The sequence below is a fragment of the Bradyrhizobium sp. genome (genome assembly GCF_049512235.1).
Classification (GTDB): domain Bacteria; phylum Pseudomonadota; class Alphaproteobacteria; order Rhizobiales; family Xanthobacteraceae; genus Bradyrhizobium.
Genome location: NZ_JBEKXH010000159.1, coordinates 1 through 13152, shown reverse-complemented (window position 1 = coordinate 13152; position 13152 = coordinate 1). Strand labels below are relative to the sequence as shown.

General features: G+C 63.4%; 15 protein-coding genes and 1 pseudogene. 9 read left to right on the top strand and 7 right to left on the bottom strand.

Annotated features, from left to right (window positions below; translation table 11 throughout):
• Together ABSG20_RS16385 and ABSG20_RS16380 are read right to left on the bottom strand one after the other, a co-directional pair.
• Positions 1-271 (bottom strand): annotated as a pseudogene (locus ABSG20_RS16385) (flagellar type III secretion system pore protein FliP); the annotation flags it as partial.
• On the bottom strand, positions 268-1233 hold the full coding sequence (locus ABSG20_RS16380) for a flagellar biosynthetic protein FliO (protein WP_423865556.1): 966 nt from the start codon (positions 1231-1233) through the stop codon (positions 268-270). The gene ABSG20_RS16380 and the pseudogene ABSG20_RS16385, both read right to left, overlap by 4 nt.
• 393 nt (positions 1234-1626) lie before the next feature.
• Here ABSG20_RS16380 and flgB point away from each other — a divergent pair, with 393 nt between their 5' ends.
• The 9 genes from flgB (at position 1627) to ABSG20_RS16335 (ending at position 9715) form a co-directional block, all read left to right on the top strand.
• Positions 1627-2034: a flagellar basal body rod protein FlgB gene (gene flgB, locus ABSG20_RS16375; RefSeq protein ID WP_423865555.1), complete on the top strand. Its 408-nt coding sequence runs from the start codon at positions 1627-1629 to the stop codon at positions 2032-2034.
• Positions 2035-2063: 29 nt separating this feature from the next.
• Positions 2064-2495 carry a flagellar basal body rod protein FlgC gene (gene flgC / locus ABSG20_RS16370; RefSeq protein ID WP_423865554.1) on the top strand — a complete coding sequence of 144 codons (432 nt, stop codon included), beginning with the start codon at positions 2064-2066 and terminating at the stop codon, positions 2493-2495.
• 13 nt (positions 2496-2508) lie between these two features.
• On the top strand, positions 2509-2832 hold the full coding sequence (gene fliE / locus ABSG20_RS16365; RefSeq protein WP_423865553.1) for a flagellar hook-basal body complex protein FliE: 324 nt from the start codon (positions 2509-2511) through the stop codon (positions 2830-2832).
• A 133-nt stretch (positions 2833-2965) separates the two neighbouring features.
• A complete protein-coding gene (fliQ, locus tag ABSG20_RS16360; RefSeq protein ID WP_423865552.1) occupies positions 2966-3229 on the top strand; it encodes a flagellar biosynthesis protein FliQ in 264 nt (87 codons plus the stop codon).
• 17 nt (positions 3230-3246) lie between these two features.
• Positions 3247-4017 carry a flagellar biosynthetic protein FliR gene (gene fliR, locus ABSG20_RS16355; RefSeq protein WP_423865551.1) on the top strand — a complete coding sequence of 257 codons (771 nt, stop codon included), beginning with the start codon at positions 3247-3249 and terminating at the stop codon, positions 4015-4017.
• 10 nt (positions 4018-4027) lie between these two features.
• A complete protein-coding gene (gene flhB, locus ABSG20_RS16350; protein WP_423865550.1) occupies positions 4028-5107 on the top strand; it encodes a flagellar biosynthesis protein FlhB in 1080 nt (359 codons plus the stop codon).
• A 161-nt stretch (positions 5108-5268) separates the two neighbouring features.
• Positions 5269-7821: a cell cycle histidine kinase CckA gene (gene cckA, locus ABSG20_RS16345; RefSeq protein WP_423865549.1), complete on the top strand. Its 2553-nt coding sequence runs from the start codon at positions 5269-5271 to the stop codon at positions 7819-7821.
• Positions 7822-7945: 124 nt separating this feature from the next.
• Positions 7946-8893: a Tim44 domain-containing protein gene (locus ABSG20_RS16340; protein ID WP_423865548.1), complete on the top strand. Its 948-nt coding sequence runs from the start codon at positions 7946-7948 to the stop codon at positions 8891-8893.
• 114 nt (positions 8894-9007) lie between these two features.
• Positions 9008-9715, top strand: a complete 708-nt coding sequence (locus tag ABSG20_RS16335; RefSeq protein WP_423865547.1) for a glutathione S-transferase — start codon at positions 9008-9010, stop codon at positions 9713-9715.
• A gap of 335 nt (positions 9716-10050) precedes the next feature.
• Here ABSG20_RS16335 and ABSG20_RS16330 read toward each other — a convergent pair whose 3' ends face one another.
• The 5 genes from ABSG20_RS16330 to ABSG20_RS16310 form a co-directional block, all read right to left on the bottom strand.
• Complete coding sequence (locus ABSG20_RS16330) at positions 10051-10410, bottom strand: GFA family protein (RefSeq protein WP_423865546.1); 360 nt, start codon at positions 10408-10410, stop codon at positions 10051-10053.
• A 194-nt stretch (positions 10411-10604) separates the two neighbouring features.
• Positions 10605-10784, bottom strand: coding sequence for a hypothetical protein (locus ABSG20_RS16325; RefSeq protein ID WP_423865545.1), 180 nt, complete (start codon positions 10782-10784; stop codon positions 10605-10607).
• 186 nt (positions 10785-10970) lie between these two features.
• On the bottom strand, positions 10971-11441 hold the full coding sequence (locus ABSG20_RS16320; RefSeq protein WP_423865544.1) for a hypothetical protein: 471 nt from the start codon (positions 11439-11441) through the stop codon (positions 10971-10973).
• Between the two features lie 175 nt (positions 11442-11616).
• The gene (locus ABSG20_RS16315) at positions 11617-11883 is read right to left on the bottom strand and encodes an HGGxSTG domain-containing protein (RefSeq protein WP_423865543.1); all 267 of its coding nucleotides are present in this window, start codon (positions 11881-11883) and stop codon (positions 11617-11619) included.
• Complete coding sequence (locus ABSG20_RS16310; protein ID WP_423865542.1) at positions 11880-12479, bottom strand: hypothetical protein; 600 nt, start codon at positions 12477-12479, stop codon at positions 11880-11882. Before ABSG20_RS16310 ends, ABSG20_RS16315 begins: the two co-directional genes overlap by 4 nt.
• Positions 12480-13152 lie beyond the last annotated feature (673 nt).

The following is a 13152-nucleotide window of genomic DNA, read 5'->3' as shown; positions in this document are numbered from 1 at the left end:
TCGGCGGCGCGGTTGCGGTACCGAGCGCGGTGCGCAGCAGCGACAACACGACCACGATGCGCGTGAACGAGGTCATCATGATCAGGATCGACGGGGCGATCGACAGCACCGTCAACAGCGCGATCAGCTGGATCGCGCGCTCGGTGACGCCACCATTGCCCTGGCCGAGATTGATGCTGATGTCCTGCGCCAGCGCTGGTCCGACCAGCGAACCGGCTGTTATCAGGGTGGCAAAAAATAAGACTCTACGCGGGAAGGCCTGCGGCCTCACGAATTGGGCTTCGGACGACCCAGCAATGACGCCATCTCGTCTTCCAGATTTTCAAAATTACTCTTCGGCGCGGCAACCGGCGGGGCCGGCGGTGGCTCGTTGCGGGATGGGCTGCGGACCGGCGGCGGTTCGGCCGCCACCGGCGGTGCGCCGGTCCGCGCATCCGGGACATCGCCGCCCGGCCGGCGAAGTGCCGCCTCCAACCGTTGCGCCATCTCGGCGAGGTTTTGGTCCGCCGCCGACAGGCCCTGGGGTGGGGTGGGGGGCGGCGGCGGCGCGGTGGGACGCTCGGGACGAGGTGGCGGCGGCTTCAGCGCTTCGCTCTGGCGCGGCTGGCGGGGGATCAGGGGTTCGTTGCGCGATGTCACCCGCGAGGGCATCGGCTCGCCACGCAGTTCGGGGCGGGGCTCCGGTCGGCCGCCGAGCGGCTCCGGCGCGAAACCCGTCAACGGATCGCTACGCTCGACGCTGCGCCGCTCCGCAAGCGGCGCCGGGCGACGCACTTCATCGGCAAAAGAGGGCCGCGGCGGCCGCGGCGGCGGCGGCGGCGGCTCATACATTTGCGGCTCGGGGTGATTGAAGGCATCGGACCGCTGCCCGTCGCTTTCGCCAAAGCTGACGGCATCGGGCAGGGGCGCGATCCGGGGCTGCGGCTCGGCCCCGACGCCTTGCCGTTGCGGCGTCTGATCCCGTGCGGCCATCGCGCGTACGATATTGGCTTCCACCACGATGTCGGTGGGGCCGCCGATCATCAGCAGATGTTCGATATTGTCGCGCCGGACCAGCACCAGCCGCCTGCGACCGTCCACGGCGGCGGCGTCGATCACGGCCAGACGCGGCATCCGGCCGCGATTGGGGTGGGCGCCGATCCGATTCCCGGCGAATCGGCGGACCAGCCAGGCGGCCACGGCGATCAGCGCCAGAACGGCCACGAACGCGAATACGAATGTCAGTGCCTGCATGCTCTGTCCCCGGAAAACAACGCTTTCTTCATGTTTTGGGTTCCTTGAACGCGAATCGGAACCGACCTTAACAGACGCGAAAAAGCCCTGATTCTGCCTATTTGCTATTGGCCTATCTTAATTTGCGGCGGCAAAAACCGCCATGTCTCTTAATAACCCATGAATCGGCTGGACCAAAATGACTTCTCGGGCCCGACCTGCAATGTCATTGATGTGGTTGCTTAAAGCCGTTTTGGTGGCGACAATGCGTGCCATGTTCTCGAAGAGACTGGTCCGCACCGTGGAATCACCGGAGTTCTACCGGGGCGCGTTTTAACCTTCTGTTAACCATAAACGCGGCAAATTCTGCCCACTCGGGGGATTGTACCCCGGGGACGAGCAGAAAGCGGCGCGATGTCCATCAACGATCTTCCGGTGCTGTCGGCTTTGCGCACCAGGATGCAGTGGCATCAGGAGCGGCAGCGTGTCCTGTCCGAAAACGTCGCGAACTCCGACACGCCGAACTTCAAGCCGCGTGATCTGGTCGAACCGACCTTCGATGCAACTGGCGCCAGTGTCGGATCGACCGGAGCGCTGGCAATGATGCGCACCTCCACCTCGCATATTGCCGCCTCGGATGGCGGCGCCCAGACCTTCGATCAGGACCACAAGGCAAAGTTCCAGACCCGGCCCGCCGGCAACTCCGTCGATCTGGAAGACCAGATGCTCAAGGTCTCCGACAACCAGATGGACTACGCGGCAGTCACCTCGCTCTACAGCAAGAGCCTGCATCTTCTCAAGACCGCGATCGGCAAAGCCTGAGGCCAACCGGGGCCAGAAACAAGGATACCATGGCAGACCGTCAAGTCATTGCAGATTTCGCCCGTTCGATGGGCATCGCGACGTCAGGCCTGCGCGCCCAGGCAGGGCGGATGCGGGTGATCTCGGAAAACATCGCCAATGCGGATTCCACGGCGCAGACTGCGGGTGGCGACCCCTATCGCCGCAAGATCCCGACGTTTTCCTCCGAACTCGATCGCACGCTGGATGCAAAAGTGGTGGCGCTCGGCAGGATCAGTACCGATCCGACGGCGTTTCGCATCAAGCACGATCCCGGCAATCCGGCGGCCGATGCGGCGGGTGACGTCAAATACCCCAACGTCAATTCGCTGGTCGAAATGACCGACATGCGCGACGCCCAGCGATCCTACGAGGCTAACCTCAATATCATCGCCGCTACGCGCCGGATGATCCAACGCACGCTCGACATCCTCAAGGCCTGAAGGAATCTGAACCATGGCTTTACCAACAGTCGCTGCCAACGCCTACGCCAAGAATGCCTACGCCAATCTGGCCCGCATCCTGGACACCGGCGGCGCCGGCAAAGGTTCCGAGGCGGGCGGCCCTTCGTTCGGCTCGATGCTCAAGGACGCGATCGGAAGCGTCATTGACGCGGGCAGGAAATCCGACGCGCAAACCGTCGCGATGACGTCGGGCAAGGCCAACGTCATGGACGTGGTAACCGCGGTGGCGGAAACCGACGTCGCGGTTTCGACGCTGGTGTCGGTGCGCGACAAGGTGATCCAGTCCTACGAGGACATCATGAAGATGCAGATCTGATTCGTTCTGATTTGCGGTCACTCCGGGCCTGCGCCTTGAGGTCGGCGATTGCCGGCCGACGGCGCAGCCCCAGGATGCGCGATTGCGCATCGGGACTGACGGCACGTTTCTGTTCAAGCGAGCGAGATCGAAAATGACCGGCGCAGAAACCCTCGACGTGGCGCGCGATGCGATCTGGACCATCGTCGTGGTATCGTCGCCTTTGATGATCGTTGGCCTGGTGGTCGGCGTCACGGTGTCGCTGTTTCAGGCGCTGACGCAGATCCAGGAACAGACGCTGGTGTTCGTGCCGAAAATTCTGGCGATCTTTGTCACCCTGCTGCTGGCGCTGCCTTTCATGGCGGACGCGCTGAACAGCCACATGATGCGGATAGCATCGCGAATCATGGGCGGCTGAGGCACTATGCGTCGATCATGCGCATCGATATCTCGCTGCTGCCCGCGCTCGCCGCCGCCTTCATGCTGGTATTCGCCCGCATCGGCGCCATGGTAATGCTGTTGCCGGGCCTCGGCGAGTCCAACATTCCGGTTCGTATCAAGCTCGCGATCGCGCTGTTGCTGACGCTGATCATTTTGCCGTTGCACCGCGCCGCCTACCACATCGACATGCAGTCGCTGGCGCCGCTTCTGGTGTTGATGCTGCACGAGATCGTCATCGGAATTGTGCTCGGCGCCACCGCGCGGGTGACGCTTTCGGCGCTGCAGGTCGCCGGCTCGGTGATCGCCCAGCAGATGGGCCTTGGCTTCGTCACCGCGGTCGATCCGACCCAGGGCCAGCAGGGCCTCTTGGTCGGAAATTTCCTGACCTTGCTCGGCATTACGCTGTTGTTTGCGACCGACAGCCATTACCTGCTGATCGCCGCGCTCAACGACAGCTATGCCATCTTTTCGCCGGGCGAGATGCCGCCGAGCGGCGACGTTGCCGCGCTCGCCACCCGCGCCTTCGCCGCCGCTTTCAAGATAGGCATGCAGCTTTCGGCGCCGTTCTTGGTGTTCGGACTGGTTTTCAATATCGGGCTTGGCGTGCTGGCGCGGCTGATGCCGCAGATGCAGGTCTATTTCGTCGGCGTACCGCTGTCCATTCTCGCTGGTTTCCTGATCTTGGCGCTGGTGCTGGCGGCAATGATGGGAACCTTCCTCGATTATTTCATCGGCGTCATGCACGATCTGATACTGCTGAGCTGAAAGCCCCGATATGGCCGACGAAAATGACAGCGCGGATAAAACAGAAGACCCTACGCAAAAACGTCTGGCCGACGCGCTTGAGCACGGCGACGTCGCCAAAAGCCACGAAATCAACACCTGGTTCGTGATTGCCGGCGGGACGCTGGTGCTGTCGACGTTTTCCGGATCGATCGGCGACGGCATTCTGATGCCGCTGCGCAACCTGATCGCCAAATCATGGACGCTTCCCACCGACGGTCCCGGCCTGTTGGCACTGGCGCAAAGCCTCGGATATGCAATGTTGGCCGCGCTCGGAGTGCCATTTTTGATGCTGGCGCTGGCGGCGATCGCCGGCAACATGGTGCAGCACGGGCTGGTATGGTCAGCCGAACCCTTAAAGCCGAAATTCAGCAAGATATCCCCGGCGGCCGGCTTCAAGCGGATCTTCGGCAAGCAGGCGGCGGCGAACTTCGGCAAGGGGATCTTCAAGGTGGTCGCGCTGGGCGTGGTCATGACGGCGATCCTGTGGCCGGAACGTCACCGCCTCGAAGCGTTAGTGCGGTTCGACCCGGAGATGATCCTTTCCACCGCGACCAGCCTGACGCTGCATCTGTTGGGCGCGGTGGTGGCGATGCTCGCGGTTGTTGCGATCGCGGACTATTTCTTCCAGTATCGGCAATGGTACGAGCGGCAGAAGATGTCGCTGCAGGAAATGAAAGAGGAGTTCAAGCAATCCGAGGGCGATCCGCAGGTCAAGGGCCGGATCAGACAGTTGCGCCAGGCGCGGATGAAAAAGCGCATGATGGCCGCGGTTCCCAAGGCCTCGGTCATCATCACCAACCCGACCCATTACGCGGTCGCGCTGTCCTACGAACGCGGCATGCCGGCGCCGATCTGCGTGGCCAAGGGCGTTGACACGCTGGCGCTCAAGATCAGGGAAATCGCAGGCCTGCACGACATCCCGATCGTCGAGAACGTGACGCTGGCGCGGGCCTTGTACGCGACCGTGAAAATCGACGAAGAGATCCCGGTCGAACATTATCACGCGGTCGCCGAGATCATCGGCTATGTGATCGGTCTGAAGCGCGGGCTCTCCGGCCGGCGGGCCTGAAGTTTTTGGATGCGCAAAGCCCGGAGCAAAGTACCGGAACTGCGGGTAACGACCGAAATGGCCGCCTGATGGACTTGCGTTTGTGGGTCCGATTCAGGCACTCAGGAGCGAGCGTGCGGGAAGCGCGTCTATCATCACGTCCATAGGCTGTATCCCACGGTATGACCGCCGAACCTGATTACGAACCCTCGCCAGACACGATGACTGCCCACGAACCGGTACGTCGCGGCGGCAGCATCGTTCTGGTGCTGTTGGTGGCGGGTGGGATCGTGGCCGTGGCGGTCGCCCTGATGACCATCGGTCGGGCGCAGGCCCAACCTTACATTTTGGCCCTGCTGGCGCTATTGGCGATGGTCGGGCTGTTCAGCCTGTTCGCGTTCGCCGCCGGCATTATTCGTTTCGCCGACCGTGCCGCCGACGACCCGGTGCTGGGCCGCATCGCCGATCAGGCCTATGACGGCCTTGCGGTCACCGATCCGCGCGGTCACGTGGTCTATTCCAACGCCGCCTACCTGGCGTTGACCGGGGCGGCGAGCCCGCTCGAGGTGCGCCCGGTGGAACGGGTTTTCATCGGCAATCCCGACGTATCCGAGGCGGTGTTTCGCCTGCTCAAGGCGGCGCGCGAAGGCAAGCGGCAGCAGGAAGAAGTCCGCGTCGCCACGACCGATGGCAACCATGGCCGCTGGCTGCGGTTGCGGGTACGGCCGCTCGGCCACGGCAAGCGCGAGGCGAAGTACACGGTGTGGTCGGTTGCGGACATTACCCGCGACCGCGAACGGCAGGAGGACGTTTTTCAGGAACTGCGGCACGCCATCGAATATCTCGATCATGCCCCTTGCGGGTTCTTCTCGGTCAATGCCGCCGGAGAGCTTATCTATGTCAACGCCACGCTCGCGAACTGGCTGGATCACGATCTCGCCGAGATCGGATCGGGCGGCCTGAAGCTGACCGACATCGTGTCCGGCGATGGCGCTGCGCTCCTGACATCGATTCCGCCGGTGCCCGGTGAAGTCAAGACCGAGGTATTCGATATCGATCTGCGCATGCGCGGCGGCAAGACCCTTCCGGTGCGGCTCTATCACAAGCTCGCATTCGGCGCCGACGGCGTGCCCGGCGCCTCGCGGACGCTGGTGATCAGCCGCGCGCGTGATGAGCGTTCCGATCCGCAGCGCGCTGCCGAAGTCCGCTTCATGCGTTTCTTCGATCACACCCCGATGGCGATTGCGACCGTGGACCGGGGCGGCGCGGTGGTGCGCGCCAATGCCCGGTTTGCCAAGCTGGCGCAAAGTCTGAGCCCGGACGGGGCGGCGAGCAAATCGATCTTCAGAACGGTCAGCGCCCGCGATCGCAACCTCTTGATTGCGGCCATCAACCATGCGGCAGAAGGGCAGGGCGATATCCCGCCGGTCGAGGCGATGCTGGACGGCGCCAAGGAGCGCTGGGGCCAGTTCTTCGTCACTGCGGTCGCGGAGGACGAACGCGAGACCGAAGCTGCCATCGTCTACATGCTGGAGACCACCGAACGGCGCGCGCTGGAGAACCAGATCAACCAGTCGCAAAAGATGGACATGGTCGGCCAGCTCGCCGGCGGCATCGCGCACGATTTCAACAATGTGCTGTCCGCCATCATGATGGCGAACGACTTTCTGCTCAACGCGCACAAGCCGACCGATCCCTCGTTCCAGGATATCATGCAGATCAAGCAGAACGCGACCCGGGCGGCGACGCTGGTGCGGCAGCTCCTGGCGTTCTCGCGGCGCCAGACCTTGCGGCCGCAGGTGCTCGATCTCGGCGACGCGCTGTCCGATCTCACCATGCTGCTGCGGCGCCTGATCGGCGAAAAGGTAAAACTTGATCTGGTGCATGGCCGCGATCTCTGGCCGGTCAAGGTCGACGTGTCGCAGTTCGAACAGGTGATCGTCAACCTGGCCGTCAACGCCCGCGACGCGATGCCCGACGGCGGCAAGCTGACGGTGCGGACCGCAAATGTAACATCGGCAGAAACGGTGCATCTCGCCTACAAGGGCATGCCGCCGGCGGATTATGTGCGGATCGACATCACCGATACCGGCACCGGGATTGCCGCCGATATCGTCGACAAGATCTTCGAGCCGTTTTTTTCGACCAAGGAAGTCGGCAAGGGCACCGGTCTCGGCCTGTCGACGGTCTACGGCATCGTCAAGCAGACCGGCGGCTTCATCTATGTCGACTCGGAAGCCGGCAACGGTACCTCGTTCCATATCTTCCTGCCGCGCCATCATCCCGATCTGGAGACCCAGCCCGATACCGTGGGCGCCGCCAGGGAAACGCCGGCCGAGGCGAAGCCCAAGGCGGATCTGACCGGGCAGGGCACCATTCTCCTGGTCGAGGACGAGGAAGGCCTGCGCTCGCTGAACGCGCGCGGCTTGCGCTCGCGCGGCTACAGCGTGATCGAAGCCTCCAACGGCATCGAGGCCATGGAGGCGCTGGAGCAGGAGAACGGTGCCGTGGATCTCGTCGTCTCCGACGTGGTGATGCCGGAAATGGACGGCCCGACCCTTCTGAAAGCCATGCGCGAGCGCAATCCGGACCTCAAGATCATCTTCGTTTCGGGCTATGCCGAAGATGCCTTCGAGAAGAGCCTGCCGGAAAACCAGCAATTCGCGTTCCTGCCCAAGCCCTTCACGCTGAGCCAGCTGGTCGCCGCGGTCAAGGAAACCATGGCGCCGTCTTAAGCACGATCATCTGTTGACCGCGACCGAGGGCCGCAGCCTCGGTTCCCGCTGCTGGCTTCACTTTTGGGCAGCGCTGCCCATCTTAAGGGCGCTTCCCCCCTGCCGGGGATTTGAGGGAATTGTCATGAAGTTCACGCAACAGGGCCGTGGCATCGTCCAGGCCATCGCGCTGGTATTATCGCTGGCGCTACCATTATTGCTGGCGGTCTCGGCGGCCGACGCCCGGGTCGGCGGCGGCCTCAGCTCGGGTTCCCGGGGCATGCGGACCTTTTCCCCGCCGCCCAGCACGTCAACGGCGCCGGGCACGGCATCGCCCTTCAATCGGACCATGACGCAGCCGGGCAGCCCGGGCTTGGGCGCACCGCTCGGCGGCGGCGGGGGGTTCTTCGGCGGCTCCGGCCGCGGCCTGCTCGGTGGCCTCGCCGCAGGCTTCCTCGGTGCCGGTCTGCTCGGCATGCTGTTCGGCGGCGGCATGTTCGGCGGCCTCGGCGGCATGTCGTCGATCTTCGGCCTGATCCTGCAGATCGGCCTGATCGTCATCGTGGTCCGGCTCGCAATGTCATGGTGGCAGCGCCGTCACCAGACGGCCTATGCCGGTGCGGCCGCGGGTCCGGCCGCGCCAGCAAGCTTCCGCACGGGTTCGGGTTTCGGGCTCGGATCAGGCAGCGCGCCGCTGGAGATCCTGCCGGCCGACTACCAAGCCTTCGAGCGTCTGCTCGGCGAGATCCAGGCGGCGTGGTCGGACGAGGATATCGCCAGGCTGCACACGCTGGGAACGCCGGAATTGGTGTCGTATTTCAGCGGGGATATCCAGGCGAACAAGGCCCGCAACGTCGTCAACAAGGTCTCCGACGTCAAGCTGCTGCAGGGCGACCTCGCCGAGGCCTGGCGCGAGGGCGATACCGATTACGCCAGCGTGGCGATGCGGTATTCGCTGGTCGACAAAACCTTCGATCGCTTGACCGGCCGGCTGGTCGATGGCAGCGAAGCGCCAACCGAAGCGACGGAGGTGTGGACCTTCGTGCGGCCGCGTGGCGGCAATTGGGAACTGTCGGCGATCCAGCAGACCTGATGGTCTGCGAACCGGCCACGAAACAAGGCGCTGCGGTTCATTCCGCGGCGCCTTTTTGTGTTTACGCCGGACCGCCGGCGCTTCAGGCCGGCCTCGCGGAGATGAGGGTTTCAGATGCGTTATCAACTCTTTTACTGGCCGGGCATTCAGGGCCGCGGCGAATATGTCCGCCTTGCGCTGGAACAGGCCGGCGCCGACTATGCCGATGTTGCGCGCGACGAACGCGGCATGGCCGCGATGGTGAAAATGATGGAGGCCGGCGGCGGCACGCCGCCATTCGCGCCGCCGTTCCTGAAAGCCGGCCGGCTCGTGATCGGCCAGACTGCCAATATCCTGCTCTATCTCGGATCGCGCCACGGTTTGGCGCCGAAGGCCGAAGCCGGGCGACTATGGGTGCATCAGCTGCAGCTCACCGTCGCTGATTTCGTGCTGGAAATTCACGACACCCATCATCCGCTCGGACCATCGCTGTATTACGAGGATCAGCGTCAACCTGCGAAAAAGCGCAGCGCGGAGTTCTGGAACGAGCGGGTGCCGAAATATCTGGGTTATTTCGAGCGGCTGTCGCAGGAGCATGGCGGCTTCTATCTCACCGGCCGCAGGCTGACCTACGTTGATCTGTCGCTGTTCCAGATCGTGGAAGGACTGCGCTATGCCTTTCCGAAACGCATGACGGCATTCGAGCGCGAGATTCCCGGTCTGGTCGCCCTGCACGATCGCGTCGCCATCAGGCCCAACATCAAGGCTTATCTTTGCAGCGACCGCCGTATCGCGTTCAACGAAGACGGCATCTTCCGCCATTACAAGGAGCTGGATTTGTAGGCGGCAATTGAATCGCGATGCGAGCGCGCTGGCTCCACAAGCGGAGCGAGGGAGCGCGCCGCCGCCGAGATGCAGTTTGTCTCTGGACCAGCGTTTCCGAAGTTCTGATCATATCGAAGCTTGCGATGCCGCGCTCCCTCTCCCGCTCTTCGCGGGGGAGGGCTGGGGTGGGGGAAGCTCCGGGCGAAAATCCATCGATCGGGTATCGCGGCTACAGACGCAACTAACACCGCCGATGCCGCGCCCCCACCCCACCCTCCCCCGCGAAGAGCGGGAGAGGGAGTGACAGGCCAATGCTCGTGGCCTGAAATGATAGGTTTCATGGAATCGGTCCACTAGCTGTTGCGCCCATCCATCGGCGTCATCTTGATCTTTGCCAGTTCGATGCCGTCGATGCAGCTGACGTTCAGCGCCACCACCTCGGTGCCGTCGGGCTTGCTGCCGCGCGCGAATATTTCGACCCCGCAGTCGAGGCAGAGCTGATGCCGGATCGCGTGCTTGTTGAACAGATATTCCTTCAGATTGTCCTCGCCGGCGCGCAGCACGAAACTGCCCGGTGCCAGGAACGTGAAATGCAGGCCCTTTTTGGTGCAGATCGAGCAGTTGCACGCGGTCACGAGCGCCAGATCGGCGGTGCATTCGAAGCGCACCAGGCCGCAATGGCAGCCGCCGGTGAAGGTTCTGGTATTGGACATCGCCTCGTTCCTAGCTCACCACAGTTGCGGGCAGCAGACGATAGCGTACCCTTGAAGTGTAGTCAGCATGGCCCTGCAGGCCTGACACCAGCGCCCGCTCTTCGATGCCAGGACAGGAGGTGTCATAGCCTCCACCGGGTCTCGCCTGTGGCAAGCCCCATGACAGGTCCGTGCAACCGCCGAACAGCGCCGCTTCAGGCGATCTGATCGATCCGCGTTCCCTGTCCCGGCGGCAGCGGGGCCAAAGCCGCCGGCTGGGTCGCACCGGCGTCGTCGGCCGCTGTCACGTCCGGGCTCTTGGACGCGCTGGGGTCGGGTGCATTCACCACCGGAGCTATCGGGGGCGACGCCGGAATACTCGAAATGCTGCTCATGAAAGAAATCCTCAAGGGGTCATTGCTTGCGACTATGCCGAGAGGGAAGCGAACGCTTTGTGAATCCGATGCCCTGCACCGCGCGCGATCTGGGCCAAGACCGGGGCATGGTGAACGGCAGGCTGCAATCTGCCTCAAAATGTACCGATACGTCCGCTCTCGGCGGCCAGCTGAGACCTGCGCCGCTCACTCGTCGGTAGAGCGGGAGATCGTGATCGAGGCCTCGGTCCTGGTCCGGGCGCAGCGCATGTCCAGGCGCCGATAGCGCGTCGAGACGTCGTCGCCGCGAAAAATTCCCATCCGCCTGATGCAGCGCGTCGCGCCGCTCATCATGTCGTCTTTCGGCAGCGTGAAGATGATGGCGGCGGCGCTGGCGACGAGATCGATGAAGGCCGGCTTCGGCTTGCGGCTGTCGGCCTTGGCGAACAATTGGTTGGTGAGGTTGCGGCTGGCACAGCCGAGCGTGAGTTCCGTGGCCGAGGGGTGCGACAGGTAGATCAGGTTGGCCGCGGTCTTGCCCACCGCAAGGCCGTCGATCTGATTTTTGAGCTGGGCCGCGAGATCATCGCAGCGGTCGGCGCGCGCCGGCGAGCCGCCCGACACGATCAGCAGTACAAGCGTGACCCATATCCGGTGGGTGAATAGCTGCTTTGTCATTTAAAAGCCCCCGGGGCGATTGAAGCCCGGGCACGAGATTCATGCAAGGTCTGCGGTCACCGGTGCCGGCGAATTACGGTCACGGCGATCAGTCGGCCGCAGAACAAGCTCCAGGGTGCCGCGCTTTCGCTGATTTGCGCGCCGGCGATCGTGGGCTTCGGCTTTGCGCAACCGATCATTTCATCGTTTCCAGCAACTTCCGCGCTTCGCCCAGCAAGTCGCGAATCTGCTGGCGCTCGGCGATCGCCTCCCCCGTGAACAGGCCGTGCCGGCGCGCGTTCTGGTTTCCCCTTGGTGCGCCGGATCCGGGCGCACCGCCGTGCATGCGGCAGCGCCGTTTGCCGCGCACCGCCGGCGAGCGGCACGACCCGCCGGAGCGGATTTTTGCGCCGCAACGCGGGCTCGCCAGCATGGGGCCGGTAGTGCGGGCATGGTCGCTCATGCCTGCGCTTGCCTTTTGGCGGCCACGGAATCGGGCGCCTCTGCGCCGCGATCGGGGATCTCGGGCATGTGGGCATCCGTCACCGCGGGCGCCCCGCTGTTGTCCGAGACGACCACGCTGGTGTGCTGCGTGACGTTGCCGACGATGGCGTTGCCGCCATCCTGAACCGAGACGTTCTGCACGGTGATGGCAGGCTCGCTGCTGGTGCGATAGCGGTTGAGCGCCTCCATCTGGGCCGGAAAGGTGCGGGCCAGCCTGCCCAGGGCGCGCCCGGCACTGTCTTGCGAAGCGATGTCTTCCGCCTTGGCGAGGTGATAGGCAGATCGCATCGCCATCACGTGAACGGACACCATCTGCGCCACCAGCATGGCCTCGACGGCATCCCTCGGCTTGATGCTTCGGATCATTGAAATCATGAAGGAGAGGGTGACCGCGTTGGGCTTCTGCCGGTTCATGCTGGCCTTCACCAATTGTCTCAGGATGCCATTCATCGCATCGCGATCGGCGACCCCCAAGGCGTCCGCCATGAGCTGTTCGCCCGCTTCCGGATCCGGATGGTCGATGTAGTATCCGTGCGACGAGAGTTTTACCTGCACGGCTGCGGCAGCCTTGGTCAGACCGGTTGCGGCGATCGCCGTTGACTTGTTGAGGTCTATAACTGTGTCCTTGTCGATATCTCCTTGAGCACGTGCATCGCAAAGCGCGCACGGTTGGGCAACGCGAGAGGCGATCATTCGCCGCGACGAGCCGGTACAACTTCAATGGTCGGGAGTTTTGGCATGCAATCGCGACCAATGGCCCGCCGTCAGGCAGGGCCATGGGATTTTTTGCGAATTGCGTGAGGATGCAATAATGCCACTGATTTGCCCGACGTGTCAAATGTTTTTGCGGGATCGGTCACAGCATTCATGCCAGCGACAGCCTGTTACTTTGCATGGGGTTGTTTTCGATATTTCAGGGCATGCCGAGCTGGGCCCGCCTTCGGCGCTGGCCCACGGACGGACTGCCTCCGAAATAGGAAGCGGCTATTTTGACGTCTGTTCCAAATGCCCAAAGTATGTCTCATGGTCGTTGACACTTTCCGGGCCGACCCTGCGCAGCATTGAAACCCACGAAAACGAAAGCGGCTGACAAATCATGCTGAGACGTATTCTCATCGGAATCTGCGCGCTGTGAAGCCTATCATTTCAGGCTACGGGCATTGGCCTCTCACTCCCTCTCCCGCTCTTCGCGGGGGAGGGTGGGGTGGGGGCGCGGCATCGGCGGTGT

What these genes read in the sequence shown, in the direction of transcription:
- ABSG20_RS16380 (WP_423865556.1), bottom strand. Translation starts at nt 1,233, where the DNA reads ATGCAGGCACTGACATTCGTATTCGCGTTCGTGGCCGTTCTGGCGCTG.
- flgB (WP_423865555.1), top strand. Translation starts at nt 1,627, where the DNA reads ATGTCCATCAACGATCTTCCGGTGCTGTCGGCTTTGCGCACCAGGATG.
- flgC (WP_423865554.1), top strand. Translation starts at nt 2,064, where the DNA reads ATGGCAGACCGTCAAGTCATTGCAGATTTCGCCCGTTCGATGGGCATC.
- fliE (WP_423865553.1), top strand. Translation starts at nt 2,509, where the DNA reads ATGGCTTTACCAACAGTCGCTGCCAACGCCTACGCCAAGAATGCCTAC.
- fliQ (WP_423865552.1), top strand. Translation starts at nt 2,966, where the DNA reads ATGACCGGCGCAGAAACCCTCGACGTGGCGCGCGATGCGATCTGGACC.
- fliR (WP_423865551.1), top strand. Translation starts at nt 3,247, where the DNA reads ATGCGCATCGATATCTCGCTGCTGCCCGCGCTCGCCGCCGCCTTCATG.
- flhB (WP_423865550.1), top strand. Translation starts at nt 4,028, where the DNA reads ATGGCCGACGAAAATGACAGCGCGGATAAAACAGAAGACCCTACGCAA.
- cckA (WP_423865549.1), top strand. Translation starts at nt 5,269, where the DNA reads ATGACCGCCGAACCTGATTACGAACCCTCGCCAGACACGATGACTGCC.
- ABSG20_RS16340 (WP_423865548.1), top strand. Translation starts at nt 7,946, where the DNA reads ATGAAGTTCACGCAACAGGGCCGTGGCATCGTCCAGGCCATCGCGCTG.
- ABSG20_RS16335 (WP_423865547.1), top strand. Translation starts at nt 9,008, where the DNA reads ATGCGTTATCAACTCTTTTACTGGCCGGGCATTCAGGGCCGCGGCGAA.
- ABSG20_RS16330 (WP_423865546.1), bottom strand. Translation starts at nt 10,410, where the DNA reads ATGTCCAATACCAGAACCTTCACCGGCGGCTGCCATTGCGGCCTGGTG.
- ABSG20_RS16325 (WP_423865545.1), bottom strand. Translation starts at nt 10,784, where the DNA reads ATGAGCAGCATTTCGAGTATTCCGGCGTCGCCCCCGATAGCTCCGGTG.
- ABSG20_RS16320 (WP_423865544.1), bottom strand. Translation starts at nt 11,441, where the DNA reads ATGACAAAGCAGCTATTCACCCACCGGATATGGGTCACGCTTGTACTG.
- ABSG20_RS16315 (WP_423865543.1), bottom strand. Translation starts at nt 11,883, where the DNA reads ATGAGCGACCATGCCCGCACTACCGGCCCCATGCTGGCGAGCCCGCGT.